The organism is Providencia sp. PROV061, assembly GCF_011045655.1.
Classification (GTDB): domain Bacteria; phylum Pseudomonadota; class Gammaproteobacteria; order Enterobacterales; family Enterobacteriaceae; genus Providencia; species Providencia hangzhouensis.
Genome location: NZ_CP042861.1, coordinates 3232674 through 3250153 on the forward strand (window position 1 = coordinate 3232674; position 17480 = coordinate 3250153).

The 17480-nt window shown below is 42.8% G+C and carries 33 protein-coding genes; all 33 read right to left on the reverse strand.

The window, feature by feature from the left end; translation table 11 throughout:
* Positions 1 to 2: 2 nt before the first annotated feature.
* The 33 genes from FVA72_RS14780 to FVA72_RS14940 all read right to left on the reverse strand — a co-directional run bounded on the left by FVA72_RS14780 (position 3) and on the right by FVA72_RS14940 (position 17462).
* Complete coding sequence (locus FVA72_RS14780; protein WP_137019183.1) at positions 3 to 440, reverse strand: phage cement protein; 438 nt, start codon at positions 438 to 440, stop codon at positions 3 to 5.
* The gene (locus FVA72_RS14785; protein ID WP_137019187.1) at positions 440 to 1714 is read right to left on the reverse strand and encodes a hypothetical protein; all 1275 of its coding nucleotides are present in this window, start codon (positions 1712 to 1714) and stop codon (positions 440 to 442) included. The genes FVA72_RS14780 and FVA72_RS14785 overlap by 1 nt, the downstream gene beginning before the upstream one ends.
* A 2-nt stretch (positions 1715 to 1716) precedes the next feature.
* Positions 1717 to 2646 carry a phage minor head protein gene (locus tag FVA72_RS14790; RefSeq protein ID WP_137019189.1) on the reverse strand — a complete coding sequence of 310 codons (930 nt, stop codon included), beginning with the start codon at positions 2644 to 2646 and terminating at the stop codon, positions 1717 to 1719.
* Entirely contained in the window at positions 2582 to 3952 is a 1371-nt protein-coding gene (locus FVA72_RS14795) for an anti-CBASS protein Acb1 family protein (RefSeq protein WP_137019191.1), read from the reverse strand. The genes FVA72_RS14790 and FVA72_RS14795 overlap by 65 nt, the downstream gene beginning before the upstream one ends.
* 3 nt (positions 3953 to 3955) lie before the next feature.
* Positions 3956 to 5431: a DNA-packaging protein gene (locus FVA72_RS14800; RefSeq protein WP_137019194.1), complete on the reverse strand. Its 1476-nt coding sequence runs from the start codon at positions 5429 to 5431 to the stop codon at positions 3956 to 3958.
* A complete protein-coding gene (locus tag FVA72_RS14805) occupies positions 5418 to 5846 on the reverse strand; it encodes a terminase small subunit (protein WP_137019196.1) in 429 nt (142 codons plus the stop codon). The genes FVA72_RS14800 and FVA72_RS14805 overlap by 14 nt, the downstream gene beginning before the upstream one ends.
* Positions 5847 to 5900: 54 nt before the next feature.
* Positions 5901 to 6161, reverse strand: coding sequence for a DUF2560 family protein (locus FVA72_RS14810; protein ID WP_137019198.1), 261 nt, complete (start codon positions 6159 to 6161; stop codon positions 5901 to 5903).
* A 167-nt stretch (positions 6162 to 6328) separates the two neighbouring features.
* Positions 6329 to 6745 (reverse strand): hypothetical protein, encoded by a 417-nt coding sequence (locus FVA72_RS14815; protein ID WP_137019200.1) that lies wholly within the window; start codon positions 6743 to 6745, stop codon positions 6329 to 6331.
* 32 nt (positions 6746 to 6777) lie between these two features.
* A complete protein-coding gene (locus FVA72_RS14820) occupies positions 6778 to 7134 on the reverse strand; it encodes a hypothetical protein (protein ID WP_137019202.1) in 357 nt (118 codons plus the stop codon).
* A complete protein-coding gene (locus FVA72_RS14825) occupies positions 7115 to 7897 on the reverse strand; it encodes a KilA-N domain-containing protein (RefSeq protein ID WP_137019370.1) in 783 nt (260 codons plus the stop codon). The genes FVA72_RS14820 and FVA72_RS14825 overlap by 20 nt, the downstream gene beginning before the upstream one ends.
* Positions 7898 to 8360: 463 nt before the next feature.
* Positions 8361 to 8522, reverse strand: coding sequence for a hypothetical protein (locus FVA72_RS22085; protein ID WP_165119748.1), 162 nt, complete (start codon positions 8520 to 8522; stop codon positions 8361 to 8363).
* Complete coding sequence (locus FVA72_RS14835; RefSeq protein ID WP_282550948.1) at positions 8519 to 8902, reverse strand: lysis protein; 384 nt, start codon at positions 8900 to 8902, stop codon at positions 8519 to 8521. The genes FVA72_RS22085 and FVA72_RS14835 overlap by 4 nt, the downstream gene beginning before the upstream one ends.
* 62 nt (positions 8903 to 8964) lie before the next feature.
* Positions 8965 to 9357, reverse strand: a complete 393-nt coding sequence (locus FVA72_RS14840; protein ID WP_137019206.1) for a M15 family metallopeptidase — start codon at positions 9355 to 9357, stop codon at positions 8965 to 8967.
* The gene (locus FVA72_RS14845; RefSeq protein WP_137019208.1) at positions 9320 to 9622 is read right to left on the reverse strand and encodes a hypothetical protein; all 303 of its coding nucleotides are present in this window, start codon (positions 9620 to 9622) and stop codon (positions 9320 to 9322) included. Before FVA72_RS14845 ends, FVA72_RS14840 begins: the two co-directional genes overlap by 38 nt.
* Entirely contained in the window at positions 9619 to 10032 is a 414-nt protein-coding gene (locus tag FVA72_RS14850) for a putative holin (protein WP_071548375.1), read from the reverse strand. Before FVA72_RS14850 ends, FVA72_RS14845 begins: the two co-directional genes overlap by 4 nt.
* A 346-nt stretch (positions 10033 to 10378) precedes the next feature.
* On the reverse strand, positions 10379 to 10966 hold the full coding sequence (locus tag FVA72_RS14855; RefSeq protein WP_243154714.1) for a hypothetical protein: 588 nt from the start codon (positions 10964 to 10966) through the stop codon (positions 10379 to 10381).
* A complete protein-coding gene (locus FVA72_RS14860) occupies positions 10963 to 11154 on the reverse strand; it encodes a protein ninH (RefSeq protein ID WP_137019210.1) in 192 nt (63 codons plus the stop codon). The genes FVA72_RS14855 and FVA72_RS14860 overlap by 4 nt, the downstream gene beginning before the upstream one ends.
* Positions 11144 to 11509 carry a crossover junction endodeoxyribonuclease RusA gene (rusA, locus tag FVA72_RS14865; protein WP_137019212.1) on the reverse strand — a complete coding sequence of 122 codons (366 nt, stop codon included), beginning with the start codon at positions 11507 to 11509 and terminating at the stop codon, positions 11144 to 11146. Before rusA ends, FVA72_RS14860 begins: the two co-directional genes overlap by 11 nt.
* Positions 11506 to 11796 carry a DUF1364 domain-containing protein gene (locus tag FVA72_RS14870; RefSeq protein ID WP_137019214.1) on the reverse strand — a complete coding sequence of 97 codons (291 nt, stop codon included), beginning with the start codon at positions 11794 to 11796 and terminating at the stop codon, positions 11506 to 11508. The genes rusA and FVA72_RS14870 overlap by 4 nt, the downstream gene beginning before the upstream one ends.
* Before the next feature lie 75 nt (positions 11797 to 11871).
* Positions 11872 to 12246: a hypothetical protein gene (locus tag FVA72_RS14875; protein ID WP_137019216.1), complete on the reverse strand. Its 375-nt coding sequence runs from the start codon at positions 12244 to 12246 to the stop codon at positions 11872 to 11874.
* 121 nt (positions 12247 to 12367) lie between these two features.
* Positions 12368 to 12562 (reverse strand): hypothetical protein, encoded by a 195-nt coding sequence (locus FVA72_RS22090; RefSeq protein ID WP_137019218.1) that lies wholly within the window; start codon positions 12560 to 12562, stop codon positions 12368 to 12370.
* Positions 12559 to 13032, reverse strand: coding sequence for a recombination protein NinB (locus FVA72_RS14885; RefSeq protein ID WP_137019220.1), 474 nt, complete (start codon positions 13030 to 13032; stop codon positions 12559 to 12561). Before FVA72_RS14885 ends, FVA72_RS22090 begins: the two co-directional genes overlap by 4 nt.
* Positions 13033 to 13040: 8 nt before the next feature.
* A complete protein-coding gene (locus FVA72_RS14890; RefSeq protein ID WP_137019222.1) occupies positions 13041 to 13292 on the reverse strand; it encodes a DUF4752 family protein in 252 nt (83 codons plus the stop codon).
* On the reverse strand, positions 13285 to 13581 hold the full coding sequence (locus FVA72_RS14895) for a Lar family restriction alleviation protein (protein WP_231136957.1): 297 nt from the start codon (positions 13579 to 13581) through the stop codon (positions 13285 to 13287). The genes FVA72_RS14890 and FVA72_RS14895 overlap by 8 nt, the downstream gene beginning before the upstream one ends.
* A complete protein-coding gene (locus FVA72_RS22260; RefSeq protein ID WP_137019227.1) occupies positions 13532 to 13705 on the reverse strand; it encodes a Lar family restriction alleviation protein in 174 nt (57 codons plus the stop codon). Before FVA72_RS22260 ends, FVA72_RS14895 begins: the two co-directional genes overlap by 50 nt.
* Positions 13702 to 13929: a hypothetical protein gene (locus FVA72_RS14905; RefSeq protein WP_137019229.1), complete on the reverse strand. Its 228-nt coding sequence runs from the start codon at positions 13927 to 13929 to the stop codon at positions 13702 to 13704. Before FVA72_RS14905 ends, FVA72_RS22260 begins: the two co-directional genes overlap by 4 nt.
* Positions 13926 to 14126 carry a hypothetical protein gene (locus tag FVA72_RS22095; protein WP_137019231.1) on the reverse strand — a complete coding sequence of 67 codons (201 nt, stop codon included), beginning with the start codon at positions 14124 to 14126 and terminating at the stop codon, positions 13926 to 13928. Before FVA72_RS22095 ends, FVA72_RS14905 begins: the two co-directional genes overlap by 4 nt.
* Positions 14127 to 14424: 298 nt before the next feature.
* Entirely contained in the window at positions 14425 to 14655 is a 231-nt protein-coding gene (locus FVA72_RS14915) for a hypothetical protein (RefSeq protein WP_137019233.1), read from the reverse strand.
* A 25-nt stretch (positions 14656 to 14680) separates the two neighbouring features.
* Positions 14681 to 15409 (reverse strand): ATP-binding protein, encoded by a 729-nt coding sequence (locus FVA72_RS14920; protein ID WP_137019235.1) that lies wholly within the window; start codon positions 15407 to 15409, stop codon positions 14681 to 14683.
* Positions 15409 to 16116: a helix-turn-helix domain-containing protein gene (locus tag FVA72_RS22100; RefSeq protein WP_165119750.1), complete on the reverse strand. Its 708-nt coding sequence runs from the start codon at positions 16114 to 16116 to the stop codon at positions 15409 to 15411. Before FVA72_RS22100 ends, FVA72_RS14920 begins: the two co-directional genes overlap by 1 nt.
* On the reverse strand, positions 16113 to 16802 hold the full coding sequence (locus tag FVA72_RS14930) for a phage antirepressor KilAC domain-containing protein (RefSeq protein ID WP_137019237.1): 690 nt from the start codon (positions 16800 to 16802) through the stop codon (positions 16113 to 16115). The genes FVA72_RS22100 and FVA72_RS14930 overlap by 4 nt, the downstream gene beginning before the upstream one ends.
* 21 nt (positions 16803 to 16823) lie before the next feature.
* Complete coding sequence (locus FVA72_RS14935) at positions 16824 to 17168, reverse strand: hypothetical protein (protein ID WP_137019239.1); 345 nt, start codon at positions 17166 to 17168, stop codon at positions 16824 to 16826.
* Positions 17169 to 17276: 108 nt separating this feature from the next.
* On the reverse strand, positions 17277 to 17462 hold the full coding sequence (locus FVA72_RS14940; protein WP_131679866.1) for a Cro/CI family transcriptional regulator: 186 nt from the start codon (positions 17460 to 17462) through the stop codon (positions 17277 to 17279).
* Positions 17463 to 17480 lie beyond the last annotated feature (18 nt).

Here is a 17480-nt window from a genome sequence, read left to right on the forward strand (position 1 = left end):
AATTATGCAGCGGCAACAGTGCCAACACGGAAGCGAACTCGAATGAAATCCGCGCTAGACAGAGTTACTTCATCTTGGCTGTAGCCAATAACCGAGTCGGTATCAGCAGTTGCCAAAGCACCTTGACCATCCGCGCCAAATTTAATCGGTGAGTCTTTTTTGTAAGTACCAGCAGGAACCAATAAAGCGAGCTCTCGACCTTCTTCCACATATTCACCGACAGCAGAGTCACCAGCTGGAATAGCATCACGAATTGTCAGCCCTTGGTGATATGCAGGATTGGTGATGTAGATGCGACCTGTTAATGCTGTAGCTTGCGCAAACTCATCATTTGCATCAATAACTACGAAAGTACCGGGCAACACATTCGCCTTTGCTGCGCGAGTTTCTGTGATTGATTTGCCGTCAAGATTTACACGGCGGTAACGACTAGTAGCCATTATTGAGCTCCTTTAAAGTATTCCGCTGGGTTTGGTGCGCCAACTTGCTCCTGCTGTGCGCCTGAGTTGCCAGCTAATGATGCTGCTTCACCGAGTTGCTTATGCATATCGATTAACGCTTGGCCTTGCAGTGAATTTGCAACCACTTCACCATATTTAGCCGCTACCTCTTTACGCATTTCTGTTTCTTCAGCGCGTTGGTTAGCGGTTAGTGATTCTTCTAACTTCTGATGGTTAACTTGAAGCGCATCAACCTTTTCATTGATTGGCTTTAATTGCTCTGCAAAGTTTGCCGCTAATGCCTGTGTGATGTCGCCTACTAAGTCTTTCTTTTCTTCTTGAGTTAAAGGCATGTCGCCCTCCGTGCTATTGTTGATTGCAGGGCTTTCCTGCGGTTTACTGAATACCGATTTAAGTTTGTTTGTTACCACTTTTACCCATGACTCTTGGCGCTCTACTTCTTCGCCTTGAATATCAAATGTGATAACGCCGTTTTCGTTAGTGTAGGAATGCAATTTAGCCGTGCCGTTATCTACCATGATGACTGCGTGTGTATCAGTGAAATCAGATACCCATACATATTCGTCACCAGTAGCAAACTGCTTGCGAGCTGCCATTGTTAACTTGTGCTCTTTCTCGCGATAGGTTTCGCCAGTAAGTGCACCGTTGTTGATTTGCATTTCGGTTGCTTGGTCAGCGTTGACCATCATCCCAACGCCTTGAGTCGGTGTTGCTGCGCCAGATTCATGAAGTAAGATTGCGTCATGGTCCATGCTGTGGATTTTTGCAATCCAGTTATAACCTTGTGCCTTCTGCTCTTCGTTGGCTTCAAGTTGCTCCAAGAAAACAGCCACACTGGTATGAATTGGCTCTGAGCTTTCGCCGCTTTCTAACGCTTCCACTCTTGCCAAAACTTCGCGGCCACCTTCAGATTCTTTTGCCTTGTTTACATCAATCCACTTTTCGACATAGATTCGATTGCCAACTTTCGCAACATTACGATTCCATGCGCCTACATGCCCCTGATTGATACCCTCAGCGGATAATGCTGATACGAACTCACCATTTACCGTTGGGTGACCAAGTGGTGCGAGAGTGCCTTCTAGGCCTCTGTAATGAGCATCGATTTCTGTGCTTGGATATAAGCCGCCATTCATAATGACGTTTGCTGGCAGTGTGTAACTCGGGATGATGATGTGCTCACGACCGTTATAAGTTTCACGCCTGATTGATGCGCTATTAACCTTGGTCGTGACGTTTACTTGAATCGGCATCGTTATTCCTCCGCCCATTGGTAACCACGTTCTTTCATGGCTTCTTTTTCCTCTTTCAGTTTATTGAGTAACGTATCGTTATACGGCCTACCTTCTTTGTCGGTCAGAATGGTCACTGTCGAACACTTGCAGTTGATTGAGTTACCATCTCTAGCCCACCAATCACGCTGTTCATCAGTGGTAAATATCTTCCCGTGACGTGATGCATGATTAAGTCGGGTTGTTGGGCTCAGTGCTGATATGTGGACCTGCCGAGTTTCAAGGTTGAGAACTTCACTAGCCTCATCAGCCTCATCCATTCTTGCCCTACGTAGTGCTGTGGTAATTTCCGTTCTAGCTACTCGATTAGCTCGACGGATTTCGATACCTGATTGCTCATTCAGATTTCTAGCTACCTCACGAGGATTTAACCCTCTCGCTATGCCATCGGTAAGAATGCGCGCCATATCTGCTTTGACTTGTGCTGATAGCCCTTTCATTTCCTCAAATACGCGTGCGCGCACTAATGCCATCCGTAGTTGATAAGGCTCACTGAGTAATATTGTTGCCACGCTTTGTTGTGTTGCGGCATATGCTGTCGACTGCTGCGCTAGGTTTGCATATTCCTGCGCTGTTCCTCGCTCATATGCTGTACTGACGTACTCATTGAAAAAGAAGTTATTGAATTCACCACCCTGCAATAACACCTCATCGACCATGAGCTCACCGTCTCTCAAGATGATTGAAAGATAGTTAGGGTCTAGGTCAAATTGGTATTTTTTATTAACTACGGGCTCGGATGGAATTCTATTGAGTAGCTGTATGTAGCCTTGTGATACTTTTTTAATGCGCTTTGCAAAGGCTTTCATTGCTCCGCGCTCTAATTTATCAACCGCTGTCGGATCGGCTTTCGTTCCTGCTCTTATCGCGGTTCGTATCTTCTGGATTTTCATCGAGTTCACCTAGCGGGTCGCTACCATCATTCTCATACCCTGCTGCCGTTCTAATCTCTTCAACGGTGAATACAGGCTCGCCAATTGCTAGTGATGCTTGATTTATACGGCTCATCTTCTCAGCACTATCAAGCTTCTCAGTAGCCGATTGCTCGTTCAGGTCATCCCAAATAACCGTTTTCTCAGCAATAGGATCTAGTACTTTGATTCGTGTTAAGTGGTCAATAAAGTCCTCTATTTCGAATGAAAGCTCACTCTCCCTGCGAGACTGACAGCGTGAATTGAAATATTTCTGGTCTTCGGTGCTTGCTCTTTCACCTGTTTGCATGCCGACAAGTATTTTTGATGGAATATCTAAAGCAGCTGCCGCAGTCTGTAAGTTAACGTTATATGTTGGTGTCGGGTCAGCAACTGGACTAACCAACGGGGTAGCCGTTGCACCCTGAGTAACTAAAGTGACATCATTACCCCTGTTAACCTCTCTTGTAGCTTCATTGAATTTCTCTTGAAGCTCATTAACACTTACGCCATACATCGCGGCTAAGTTGTTAAAGTCGATAGCTTCGGCAAAGTTAATATTTAACTGTCTAGCAGCATTTTTGAGGAATGATTCTCCAGAACCGCCCTCGACTTTTTCAAGGCTTACAAATGCGTTGTAGGCTGGTTCAAGGAAGCCAATGGCATCAATGGAATAATCGCCAAGAATGAAAACGCGATCAGGATGAATATTGATGTTTCTAGTGCCGCCATTCGGTAATGACTCGGTGTATTGCCACATCTTGGGTTGACCGTAGTCAGGCGAATTAATATCTGTCACCCAATCAGTAGGCTTGATAGCACTAGCCCATGCGGGAGTAACCTTTTTAAGTAACTTTGAAGATTTAACTTGCTCGTGCCATTTTCCGTCATCATTAATGTGAAGTATCAGCCCTGCATATCTGCCAACTAATCGACGTTGGTCTGCTTCTTTAAATTCTCGCCATATACGCTTAGTTACTTGCTTCTTAAATTTACTTTCCCACGAGGTTTCTTCCTTAGATTTATCTGCTTTATCCCCTTCGATAACTTGAGGTGACGTTTTCCAGCAAGTTCCAGTAAGTTTTGTTACCCCGCCGTATGCGATGCCTCCACGTCTAAACAGGTTATATAAATCACTGAATGTCAGAGTTTGTTTAAATCCGTACTCGCACCACGCTGATTCGCGCTTGGCGTCAATCCCCATAGTCGGATTAACCAATGCCATACGAGCACGAGATATCGCGTCATTCATCGCATGATTGACGGCTAATTGTAATTTGTCGGTCATGTATTACCTCAGTAACCGTTTGGGGATCATCATTCCGATTGATACTGGCTCACTCAGCTCAGTCAATGCATAAACTGTGGCGTCCATTCTGTCGGGTGACTTCTTAGCTGTTTGCGGTACGTATTCCATCATCTGGTTTTCCAGTGTGAATAAGTTTCCTCTGTGTCCAACTCTACCCTGTGCATATAAGGCTGATATTGGCTCAGCTCTGGCAAACTTACCTTTACTGGCGTGGATGCGAATAATGCGACCTTTGAAACCTGCATTCTTCAGGGTATCTTCAGCCATATCGCCACCTTGGTTGGTTTCAATAACTATTGCGTCAGCCTTATGATGCTCATAGGCCCATATCGCTTTTGTCGCCCAACCATTCGGGGAGTATTTACCGCTATAATCACCATCGACTGTGAATTGTCGCTTGTCACCACCACCGTATGCGCTGGCCACTGCAATTCCGCTTTCGTCACTCTCGTCTGAGTTTGTCGCTTGCGGGTCAATGGCTACTACCGTTCGAGCTAATGGCTCTGTGATATTCAGCTCACGAGCCGCATTTATCATTTGCTCATTCCACAGTGCGCCTTCCTCATTAAATCTGCGAGGTCGCTGCATGTACTGCGCTTCGAATGTTCTACGGTGCGACTCTAAAGCCGTTCTGTGTGATTCATTGTGCTTGAATTCCCACAACCAGCCATCATCGAGGCCATGCTCAATAGGTATGGCGTGAGTGTTTTCAGGGAATAACTCTTGATACGATTGTGAATTATCAATGACTACGGGTAAGTAAAGGTGATGCCACTTCTCACCAGAGCCACCGCGCAACAGGTAGCCGCTCAAATCGTGGTAATGAATGCGCTGCATAATCACAATCATCGGCGTAGTTTCGATAGCTAATCGTGATTTGATTGTTTCGTTAAAGCGATTATTTACACCGTCACGAACAGTCTCACTGTAAGCATCATCTGGCTTAACTGGGTCATCAATAACCAATGCGCCTTGCCAGCCTGACTCCATGTGACCCGCTCGAAAACCTGTTACCTGACCTGCGGCTGATGAAGCATACACACCGCCGCCAAACTCATTCCACCACATGGCCTTACTATCAGCGTCATCCCGTAAAGTCATTGGCCACATGGATTGAAACGCCTGTGACTTAACCATACTGCGAGTTGTCGATGAGTTAAGTAATGCCAAGTTATGTGAGTATGAGAGGTGCATGAAACGTGCGCGGTTATTTATCGCCATCCCTCGCCCCATCATGTTGATAGTTGCAAGTTCTGTTTTTGTGTAGCCAGGAGGAACATTGATTATTAACCGTGTAATTTCACCACTAATAACTCTATCAAGCGCATCCTGTATTGCATGATGATGAGGTGCGACAATCATCTTACCGCCAGTGCGTTGCTTAAAGAAGTATCGAGAGAAGTATAGCCCGTCAGTCTCACACATCTTTGCTCTAATCAGGTCATCAGCAATCGTCATTTTCCATCACCCTTTTAATATCGTCAGGTGACATTGAAACAACCTGAACAGCGCCGCCATTCTTGCCTGTTAGTTCAACTATTTGCTTATCCAGCCCAGTGAGTTTGGCTTTACCCATTGTAGCCGCTACAGCTGCGGCAGATTGTGGAGTTTCGGCTGATAAGGCGGCCTTTCTAGCTTCTTCCAACTCCTTAAGCAAAGAGCTTACCGTGATGTCGTGTCTACTTTTCATCTCATCGCGAAGGGAGTCTATCCTCGCCCTAATCTCGCCCTGATTGCGTAGCTGGTACGCCTTATTGTGTACCGTCTCAGGCTTCATTTTATCAGCGCTATACGCCGACCGATAAGCCTCAGAAGCATCACCTGTTTCGACGTATGTCTGACAGAATTTCTCTTGCTTAACTGTCAGTGCCATATTCATATCCTCATAACAAATTAGAAAGCCCACCATGATGAGCTTTGTGATTGGTTATTCTGCTACTTCATCGTTGAATAACGTTTTCTTTGTTTCTTGTACTCGCTGATAGACGGAATCAACTTTCGTTAATGTATCAACGCTGCCGTTATCAAAGTTACCGTTGTTGCCATTCCACAGTTGGACAAATAACTCATATTCAAGTTGGTCGTCGTTGATGAGCTTAATTGCCTTTGCGGTTGCTGCGGTGTTATTGCCTGTTAGCTTAAGTAAGCCTAAGCGGATTTTCTCTTTTGCTGTTAGTTCAGTAGTCATGATTTACCTTATTATTTAACTGCTTATTTCTACTTCCTCACCTTCAAGAATGAGTTCTTTCTTGAAGCATAAATTCGCTAACCAATCTATACGCAAGATGGCAGCGATAATTAAAACTGACCTCATGAATGGACGAAGCGATATTTTGTATGTGATTGGTCCCTTCTTCATACGTCACCGCCGTTAGTGTTCTTGAAGTCTTCTAGCTCTTTTTTTGCGTATGCAAAACACATATAAGCCGTTAACCAGACAACCGCATAAACGATGCAGGTAAATATCCAACCAGAAAGAGCCATGCATACAACAGCGACTGAGCTAGTAACTTTACCCAGCCATCTTGTTGATGATTTTTTTGTTCCTTTTTCAAGATATTTAACCAGCACGTCTCGCTTTTCATCTTCGGCTTTTTGTAACCTATTCGCCGCTGATACCACTAGAGTGCTAACTAAAATAGCTAATACGCTAATTATCCAAGCCATTGCTATGCCGATATTGACTAATTGCTCGTAACCCCCGAACACCCCATAAGCCATACACCCTGCAAAGCTTAGGTTTAGTAAAACTGCAATAATTGTGTCTTTCATATTCCACCCAATAAAAAAGGCCGCTGAGCGACCTATTGAATTTGATTTGAGAATTCCATTTCCGCGAAGTCTTCAAGCAAGCCTGATATTTTCTGTATTGCCTCATCGGTTAGTTCTTCATTCATACACCAAGAAACTAGCACTGTCGGATCTGGTAGATATTCTCTTTTCAGCATATTGAAGAACAGCATACTTAATTCAAGGTCGCTTTTATAATCTTCCCGATAGTATGATGTTAAGAAGTTGGCCAACGACTCAACGCTAAACTTAATATCCCCTAGCGATGAACGAAAAACAGGCCGCTTATGCATGGCGACCTGTCTAATCAAAAATAACTCGCTGACGACCAGTGAAAAGATTTCTACTTGCTTACTGTAATCTTGCTGCATGCCGCTCTCCATGTGCTGATGGATAAAGCAGTTGCATTTGCCCCTTAACATCAAAGGCAGCCATACATCGAGCATCAAAGTCTTTGTAATCAACAGAACTATTAGCAATATTTGTTACTGCCACCATTTGCTGTTCTACCGCATGCAAGGCATCACCTTTCAGGTACTGATGGATTTTATCTCTATTGCCCTTATTTTCTTTGACAGATTCATAGACATAATCAGGCAATGAAACGCCATAAACCCATTTAGCTGTGATACCAGCGAACAATAATGGACAACCGCCAACATGACCAAAATAAGGAGTCCCTGACATCTTTGATAGCGCTCTGTAATAGGGTTCTTGAAATCGCTTTTCCCATTCAGTGGCCTCTTTATATGTTAGTAACCCAATAACCTGATCTTCGGTCAATGTCATACTCTGTGACATCAACATGTTTTTAATGTGCCGGTCACAAGCGCGAGCAAATTTAGGGGATAACCATCTTGCGAACTCAATTACTAATTCAGGATGGATCCAAGTACCGCCATGTCGTCCTTTTTCTACTCGAACTAAAAGGGGAGAAATCTCCTCTTTAGAATTATACGCTTCAATATCAAGCTCTTTGCCTACCTCATAGATATACTCTTTAGTTGATGAAACCCTTAACCAGTCTTTGGTTAGTTTTCCAAAGTGCCTAGCTGCTGCTGTAGCATTAACCCAACAATCGCCATTAAACGGGATCAGAGTTTCGTCATACTTCATAGGTACGATTTTAATCATTACGTTTCTTCCTATAGAAAGTGAACCTGTTAGCACAGAAAAGCCGCCCCAAGAGAGCTCGCCAGCTATAACGGCAGTTCTCAGGATCACTTTCTGTAGGCTCTTGGTGTTTTAGATGTGCGTGCTATGCACAGGATGAAATGCGTACTACTGATTACAAAACTTGAATAAATGTAACTTTCTTTTAACTTTACTTTCGTAACGTAACATTAAGAGTGGTATGGTCATTACATCGCTAAGTTATTAACTTCATATATATTCCTACACTTTTAAGCCTCAACACCAGGGGCTATTTTTTTGCCATTAAAAAGCCCCGCTATTTTGCGAGGCTCATATTTGTAATATCCGTTTGAGATTACTACCTTTTTAAGGTTGTGGTCATTCACGATTAACGTATAGTTGCGTTACATTCATGAACTACTATTCTCGCTTCGCCCCGATATCTGGGGCATTTCTTTGTTGTTCAATTTCCCGTATTGCTTTCTTGCAACAGGTGCTCGGCTAGTTTTAATGAAAAATAATGTGCGTATTTACTACCCTCAGCGTCATATTTATATTCAAATGGTTCACTCTCTTTCATGAATGATTCTATTTTTGAAGCAAGCACCTCTTTATCTTCATTCATCGTAAACACTCCGTTCTAATGTAATCCTGCAAATACAAAGTTTGTTCTTCGTTCTCAACTATCATTTCTCTGAGACGCCAATAATCTTGTTCAACTGCTTCACTAAGTCGTGCGGAACCTTCATTGCTTCCGCTTTCGGAGATATTCGCTTCGGGCTTTGGACAATTGGCGTTGACGTACACGCGCTTAGTGCCATTGCTAACATCATTACGAAGCTTATCAATTTCAGCTTTTGCATTTGTGAGTTCCGTTGTGTGTTTTGTGTCGAGTTCGTGAAGTGAGTTAATGCGCTTTTCGTAATCTTGGGTGATGGCTACTTGCTCGCTGAATTTATCCTTCAGTGTTGAGTAATTACCTTTCAGGTCGCCATAACTACCCATTACCCACCAAAGCCAGAAAGCTAGAATAGCGCAAGCACCACCCAAGACTTTAGTTAGCGTTGTCATGCTGGAATCTCAACATGAGGCGCATCAATGAATTTAGTTTCAATTGGTAGTGATGGGTCATTCTTCCAGTTGATACCGAAGCGCAATTTAACGCCCAACTCATCAGCAGCTTGCTTAACAGCATTCAGTAGCGGTTTAAACTCATCAATCTGCCATTTGGTATTCACTGGAATAATGTCTACTGCATGACCTGTTAAGTGGCGACTGTGCATTGTCTGTGATTTCTTTTCTTCTACCAGTTGCTTTTGTCGCTCTTGAGTTCGTAGACCTTCAATGACAATGAAATCAACAGGTGTTATTTCCAGTGTGCGACGAATGACTTTCACTAAGTCAGGATTGACGTCTTTAAGGTTATTTTCGCTTCGCTGACTGAATTTGAAGTTGCTCATTTTTCACCTTCTTGAATACCTGCATGATGTTGCCTTTAGCCGCGAAAACCAAAACGCAGATGAACACATCACCGAGTAAGTTAGATAAGCTCGTATCGAAATCATTAGGCTTTATTAATTGGTAGCTTTGCCAGATACAAAGCCAAATAAGCACCATGCCGATAAATGAATCTCTGTGGCGAGCGTAATTACATAGAAACACACGAATGGCCATGAGAATTAACACGACGACATTCGTATAGTTGATAATCTCTTGATAACTCATTTTTTGCCCCTCCACTTTTCAGTTAAGGTGCTCATCAATACGGAGAAATTATTCTCAATGAGTCTTGGTAGCCATCTAATGGCCTTAGTTAGTGTTTCGCTACTTGCGATAATGAGAAGCAATGAAATGAATAACGCTGAAACCAGAATGGCAGTTAATGTTTTACCTATCTCATAACCCGTCTCAGCTACAATTATTCGCTCTACTGATTCAGAGATAAGAACACCAGTTAAAAACGATAAGATAAATAACAGAACCTTTTTCTTGTTGTTATCTTTTGATGCTATGACCGCAACAGTTGCACCAATAATCGCACCTGTAATTACTCCGTAGTCAAAGCTTCCTGTCATTAATCCGATTGCACCACCGCCTGCCGCGCCGACGATAGCACCAGCTGCGGTACTTGGCATATATAACACCTGTGTTTTAGTTAATAGATAGCCGCGCACAATCTCTATGCGTCAATTAAGTGTGTGTGATTAGAATTCTGTGGCGGCGTATACGAAAAAAGCCGCACTAGGCGACTTATTGAATGTGAACTATCCGGAAATTCCGGGGAGTTGGAAAGCAAAAAGCCCCACCGAAGTGAGGCTCTAATCGGAACTTCTCAGCCCGTAATCAGCGGATAATTTCTTACCCTCTTTTACCTTGTTACCTGCTCTTTGCTTTCACGACCGAGCATAACATAAACAGTATACTATTTAGGCGCAGAATGCAATAGATTTCTCCTATTAATAAATTACATAGAAAATAATGCTACTTGATATCACTAACCATAGGATGAATAGCATCTTCAATCATCGCACAAGCCCATCTAACTCGGCGTTTAGCAGAGTCTAGGTCTATACCTGTTTTCCTCGATAGCTCCTCTAGAATGTTTTGCGGGCTTTTGCATTGCTTATAGCGTTTAATAACTACATCACGAAGCGGGTTGCTCGTTGGTAAAATTTCGTTAATACACTTTTCAACAAATTCGGCGTCATCTTTTTCTTTGGCGAGGCGAAGTGCGCCGAGTGTTGATTTGTTTGGTGCAATAATTTCTTTTACCTTTTCGATTAGCTCATTGCCTGTGTATCCCATCTTTCTACAGTTATCGAAAGTGGCACGAATCAAAGTGGCTGAGCCATCATCCCATTCATCCCTTGTCATTAGTCGACCAATAACATTTATATTTAGGCCATCTGGAGAATCGTCTCCTTGGTAGTTTCTTCCCCACATGGTGAGCATATATCTAGTCCATGGTCTTTCTGATGGGCTTAGTTTTGGAAGTGTTCCGAAAAGCTTTTTCCTCATTTCCTTTTCAGTTCTGAAGTAAGCTATTTGTTCAAATGAAGCCTTTCTCATTTAGCCCCCTTCGTATGTTTATACTTAGTCATCAGTCGACCATTTATAATCGCGTGGTCAAAACTAAATACATCACCAGAATATTTCTTGACTGTTGCCCTATTGCAATTGAGTCGCCTTGCGACTTCACTCATATTCCCGTGCGTCTTGACAAGCAACGCTGGAATGGTTGTTATTTCAGTCTGCATCACCTATCTCCCATATAGTGATATCCAAAGAACCGCCCTTAACTTTCTCCCCGCGCTTTATTCGAAAATCATCTATCTGTTCGTCGTCGTCCCAAAAATTGGCGTGAGTAAGCGAATCGAAAACAGCTTTAGGCAAGTTATCGAGGTCTCTTTTGCGTTTATCAGGGGGATTTGCAGTGATGACTATTTTGATGCGGGAAGTGGTTTTAATATCTAGGTTTTTCTGTTCTATGTAATCTATGACTTGCTCTCGGTAGGTTTCGCCTTTTTTTGATATATAGTGACGTCCTCTACAGTGTCGCCAGTAGGTATTATTGCTCGGTGGCCACGGTAATTTGAGGTGATATTCATTCATGCCTTAATCTTCCCCTCGCTTTGCAATATAGCCTGAGTTCGAATAACTCCCTCTAGGTGACATTGCTTTGCGTATTCAGCGTCCGTGATTCGCGTTCTGCGGTCGATTTCGTCATGGCAAGCACTACATGCCCACGCTATAAATAAATCGCTAGGCTTGCATCCTGTGCCACATAATCCAGCCATTCGATAATGAGCACCTACCACAGTTTCAGAATTTCCATTACATACATTTGGTATTCTGACTTGGCACTCTCTGCCTTTTGCTTCTTTGCGTAAGTTAGCCATATTTAACAGCCTCCACAAAAATACAAACAGCGGTAACTATTAGGCCAACAATGAGACCAAAGAATAATTGCTTCTTCATGCCCTTACCCCGCTCAATAAAGAATCCATGCGTTTTAGGAATGCGCTACCCATGCCTTGCACATTGGCTTTTTCGACATAGACCATTCCACGGCCTACTATTTCATCGTCTATTTTTTTAGGTTCTGGCTTGAAAACCTCAGTAAATTCACGTTTAACAATCTGCACAGCATCAGGTGATATTTTGTATTTCAATGTACCTTTGCTTTTCCCTACAACCGACACAGCCGCAAATTTACGCATTAGGCTGATAATGTAACTTGCCGTTGAGTAAGGAATTCCTGTTATGTTTTGCGCTTGCTTTGTTGTGAAATATTCAAGCTCTCTAACCGCTTTGATTATTTCAATCGCATTCTTACCTTGCTGAGTCATAACTTCTCCTTGTTTAGATTGTGACGATTGATTAACTCCCTGCGTGATTCGTTCAGATAATCAATTACTCTGTGTAATTCATCTAAACGTTCATCTAATTGCTTCAGTTTTTCTTCAGGCGTCACTTTCTCGCCCTCCGCTTCTTGGCTGCTCGGTTTATCTTTGCGTGACCTGTGATGCGCTTGGTTGGTGTTGGGTAGCTGTAAGCATGACGCTCATCTTCCATAACCCACGGGATAAATGGCTCAGGCTTTGAAGCTATCGATAAACCTAACTTAGCGCATAACCCTGCTATCGCTATTTGTAATCTATTCATCTCTCTTGCTGCTCCTTGAGTTTCTGTTTGTCACCGATGCGTTGCGCCCACTCCAGCTCTCTCTTTGCGTCATCAGTAAACTTGACGCCATTTTGTGAACCGAACCAGTGAGCGCATTCGATAACATCTACTATTTGTCGCACTCGCATTTTGCTAGTACGTTCACCGAAGTAGACAATACCGCCACCGAGCCCGACAGCCGACCGCTGAGCGCCGCCATTGACTTGTTTATTCAAGACAGTGATTAAGTCTTTCCAATCCTCTTTGTCGTACCGCTGGCCATGCCACATAACCTGCTCAGACAAATCAGTAAGAGTTGCCCACATGCGGTCATTTTGTGCTTTGGTTCGTTTAGGTTCGGAGAGTTTAACTTCGTAAGGCTTGGCTGAATCTATCGGTAGGTTTTGTATTGCTTCGATGGCGTTCTGTCTGATACTTTTACTACTGAGATAGTATGTCTTGAGTGACATTTAACCTCCTATTGACGATAAATCATAACGACTAAGCCGCCTTTAGTTGCAACCTTGATTGTTTGGTTATCTTTGATTTCACCCAGTTCAAACGCATCGTACAATTCATCAATTGCCGCTTGCTTTCGTTCCTTTGATTTGCGTTTAAACAGCTTGCTGAAAATCAAACTTACGAACCAGCAAAACGCCTGTGTAACAATCCACACGTAACCCATCATTGATAACGCGCCTACTATCCATTTGTATGTTTCATCACTCACTGTTAGCTCTCCTGTTAAACCGCTTCGCTGAATAATCACGGTCAATTTGCATTAACTCTTCTGCTGTCATGTCATCAGAATTATCAGGGTAAATATCGTTATTGTGAGTAAAGGAAAAGTCAGCACCACAATCCGCATTAGTACACTGGATATGGTCACAAAGATGATTATCTTCTGGGTCTGGCTCATTCTCGCCGCACCATTTAACTCTACTGCCACACAAAGGGCACTTTTTTAACTCATTCATCATTAGCTCTCCTGTTCCATGCTTGCTTAGCTTCTTCGGCATCTTCATATCCGAACTTATTTGATGGACAAATAGTGTTAGAGCAGATGACTAAGTGACCTAAGTCCTCGAAGTAGTAGTATTCACCGCGCCCACCGCAAAACGGGCATTTCTTGAGCTCGGTCATAACAACGGCTCCCGTAATCCTGTTTTCACATATTTGATATCGTAGGCGATGTAAATTTCCCGCTCATGATAATCGTGACCGTAGTAGTTCCCGCCAGACCATTCGCGTTCATCTTGGTCATTCAGTATGAAATCCCATTGCTCATCATTGAGAAGTACAAGCCTGTCAACGTTGGCGTCGAATACCTGTTGCTTAATCATTCGTGCAAGTGGTGATTCCATCATTCACCCTCTGGCATTGGTGGGAGTGCTAACCAGTAACTGATGCTCTCATGGCTATAGCTGTAATTATCACCTTGAAAATAACGTGTATTGTCGTCATAACACGCTACATCAAACGCTACCCCTCCCACACAAACAACGCACCACTGACCATCTTCTGGTAATTCGTTTGCTGTCTTAACCCAATTAGTTCCCTGCATTAGATGCCTCCCTCTGTTAACGTTGTTCCTTTCATCACTCAACCCTCTAATTAATATTGATATCCTTAGTGCAAAACTTAAATATCCACCTGATTAGGCATGTCATCACTAACGCCTGAATAATCACTATTGGTAATGCTCTTAGATAAACATGAAGATTAAACTCACCTAATTTATCTATCGCGATTAAAATCGATACCGAACACCAAGCAATGAGTTGAAATAGAAATGTAAGAATGTTGCTACTAAATACCCTGACGAGTGCCTTCTGATGCCATTTCATCACTCAACACCTCGCTTAATTGCCCGCCATAAACTCACGCTTACTAACTCGCATGTATGCTTTTCCTCTTGGAAAACACCTGTTCATTTGCCTAATCAATCGCGTTGCTTTTCTTTTGATTGGGTGTTCTGCGGTGTCTACCAGTGGATGGTTTACCCATTGCTGGCTGTCAATTAGCAACTCATAATTTTTGTAGCAGTTATCTAAATCTGAATATGGGTAATCCTTGTGAAATAATATGCTCATCTAGAAGTCCTTATGATTTGGTGTGTTACTTAACTTGACTGCGGTAACTTTCCCATCCGAAATTAATCGTTGTCGGGCTGCCCATTCTTAAACGGTCAATAACTCGCTCACCCAGCACCTTTGAAAGCTCTGCGAATGCAAGGTTAGTCAGCACTCCAACTGGCTTTTTGTTTGCTAATCGACGGTCTACAACTTGGAAGATAATCAAATCCTCGTTGAGGTTTCCACGCTGGACACCAACGTCATCAAGCACCAGTAAGTCAACCTCGCACAGGTCATCGATTAATTTCGATTCTGAGGTCTTAGCGTCCTTCTGGTAGGTTTCTCGCACTCGCATCATCAGGTCTGGCAGTGTAGCGATTAGGATGCTTTTGCCATGCTGTATTAGGTGATTTCCGATTGCTGCTGCTAAGTGATTCTTTCCGGTTCCTGCATTGCCGCTAAAGATAAATCCACCAAAGTTTTTGCCAAAGTTCTCTGCATAGTTTTTGGCTTTGCGTAATGCGGTTTGCTGCTCAGGTGTGGTGGTGTGATAGTTCTCGAATGTGCAATCTAGGTGAAGCGGGTTAATTCCAGATCGACCCATGATTTTATTCAGTCGGGTAACACGATTTGCATCGGTGATCCGCTTTGAATCAATTTCGCCCTGCTCTCGTTGCCATGCCATGAGTTCTTCAGGTGTTTCAAACTTTGGCTTGATGTGTTCCGGCATCAGTTTTCTAAACCGAGCCAGTGCTTGCATTCCTGTGCTCATCAGAAGTTCTCCGGTATGAATTCTTGGGTTCTGCTAGGCGGCATAACTCGCTTAGATGGCGTCCAAGCTGGCTTAGCGTTTTTGTTCTGGTAATTCAATTTCTGACTAGCTGTGATAAACCAGTTTTTAGGCTTATCAGCTCTAAACTCAATATCCAGTCGTCTCAACTCGTGTTCGAGGTCGATGTTTGAATACAGGTTTTGCCATTCAGTAAAATCCTTTTGGTTTAATCTGATTACCTCACCTTCGAATGCATACCTTGATTTAGCTGTCACAGCCACAGGCTGGGTGTTATCTTTAGGTTCATTGACTGGTTCAAAAGAGTGACTGGTTCTGGGTGCAGATTTTTCACTAGGGGGTGGTGCAGATATTTCACTAGGTTGGTGAAACTGTTTCACTACCTCTGGTGCAGATTTTTCACTAGGGGGTGAAATTTTTGCACCATCTAAATTAAGAATATAAACATTAGATGAATTACCTTTTTCACCACTTCTGTAAACCTTTCTGACCAATCCCTGTTCACACAAGGCATCGATGTGATTAATAACGCTTCGTCTACTTATTTCGCACTGATCAGCCACATGTTGATATGATGGGAAGCACTCTCCTTTGTCATTGGCATTATCAGCTAGCTTTATCAGAACAAGCTTTCTTGATGGGTTACCAACTTTTAACTGCATGGCTTTCGCCATTAATATCATGCTCACGCTGCCTCCAATTGCTCCATTGCCAGTAATCCAGCGATCCACTGAATTCCTTTAGGCGTGAATTTAACTTGTGTATAAGCGTGACCGTTTACTTGATTCTCACCTGTTTTTACATCAAATCTACCTGCTTCAAGGTGCTCTGAGTAAGGTGTTAATTTCCCAGCCAACTTATACATAATTCGTTTTGAGATTAAAAAATCTCTAAATAAGTTCTCTTTCACTTTTAACAGCTTGCTTGTCTCTCTAAATCCAAGTAAGCCAGTAGCTTGAACGTAGCGATCAACAAACTCAGCTTTAGGCGCTGCGATTGCTAATTGCTGCTCAACGATTTGTTTCTGTTCTGCTAGGTCTGCCGCCAGACGTAAAGCTTCTGGCAGCGTTTGAGGGATGAGAGGTTTTTGAGATTCAAGTTCTTGCCAGCGTTTAATAATCGCCATTCTTAACTTGATGCTGTAGCCAGAAATCAAACATAGACATTCTTCTTTGTTGAGTAGAAGCATTTGCTGTGTTCGATTTTTAGTGTCTGTGTAATCTCCTAACTTTTCAGGAGATTGAATTTCAACCAACATCTTGCGAATATCAGCCATTACATTATCGTGTCTCTTTCCTGTTAGGTCTGAAATCTCACGACTGCTCATGGTCACTTCGCCGTTGTATATGTTTACTAAAGTAGTTATTTGATTCATAATTACCTCATTGATTGTTGTTTAAATAAGTTTCATCTGAGCCTCATCGGTTGCCGCCTTTGAGGTTTTTCTTTTTAGCTTCCCTTTCCCTTCTAGAACCTGAATTAATCGCTCTGCATAGTCACCTTTAATCACTATGCTTCTAGACCTCTCAGGCATTGATACAGCTTCAGTAGGTAAGCCATAACGAGCTATAGCCTTACAAGCCAAGCTGAATATGCGACTCTTCTCTCTACTAGCTGAACTCGGGTGAATACCCATTGCTTTAGCGAACCCGTCATTTCCATCTTTAAACATCATTTGAAAGAAATAGGTTTCGAGTGTTTCTGGTTTACATGTGATTTTGATATTTTTTGCGTAGTCCATTTGTTAAATTCCTTTTGACGTAGTTAGTCCGTTGCTCACGATCCTGTGAGTTAAGTTTTGTATTGATACCCTTTTTCAGGGTTGAGGATTTAAAGAGCGAGGTAGTTGTTAGGCAACTCTGTTATAAAACTCTGGTTGGTATTTAAGTTTACCGTTCGTGATGCGACTTAATTTTAAAGCCACACGTTCTGGTATTACTTCTTTCCATTGTGATACAGCAGAATCAGTTACATTTAATTTTTCAGCGATAGCGCGCTGAGATCCGAAAAACTTAATTGCTTCATCTTTGAGCATAATTATAACCTCCATTTA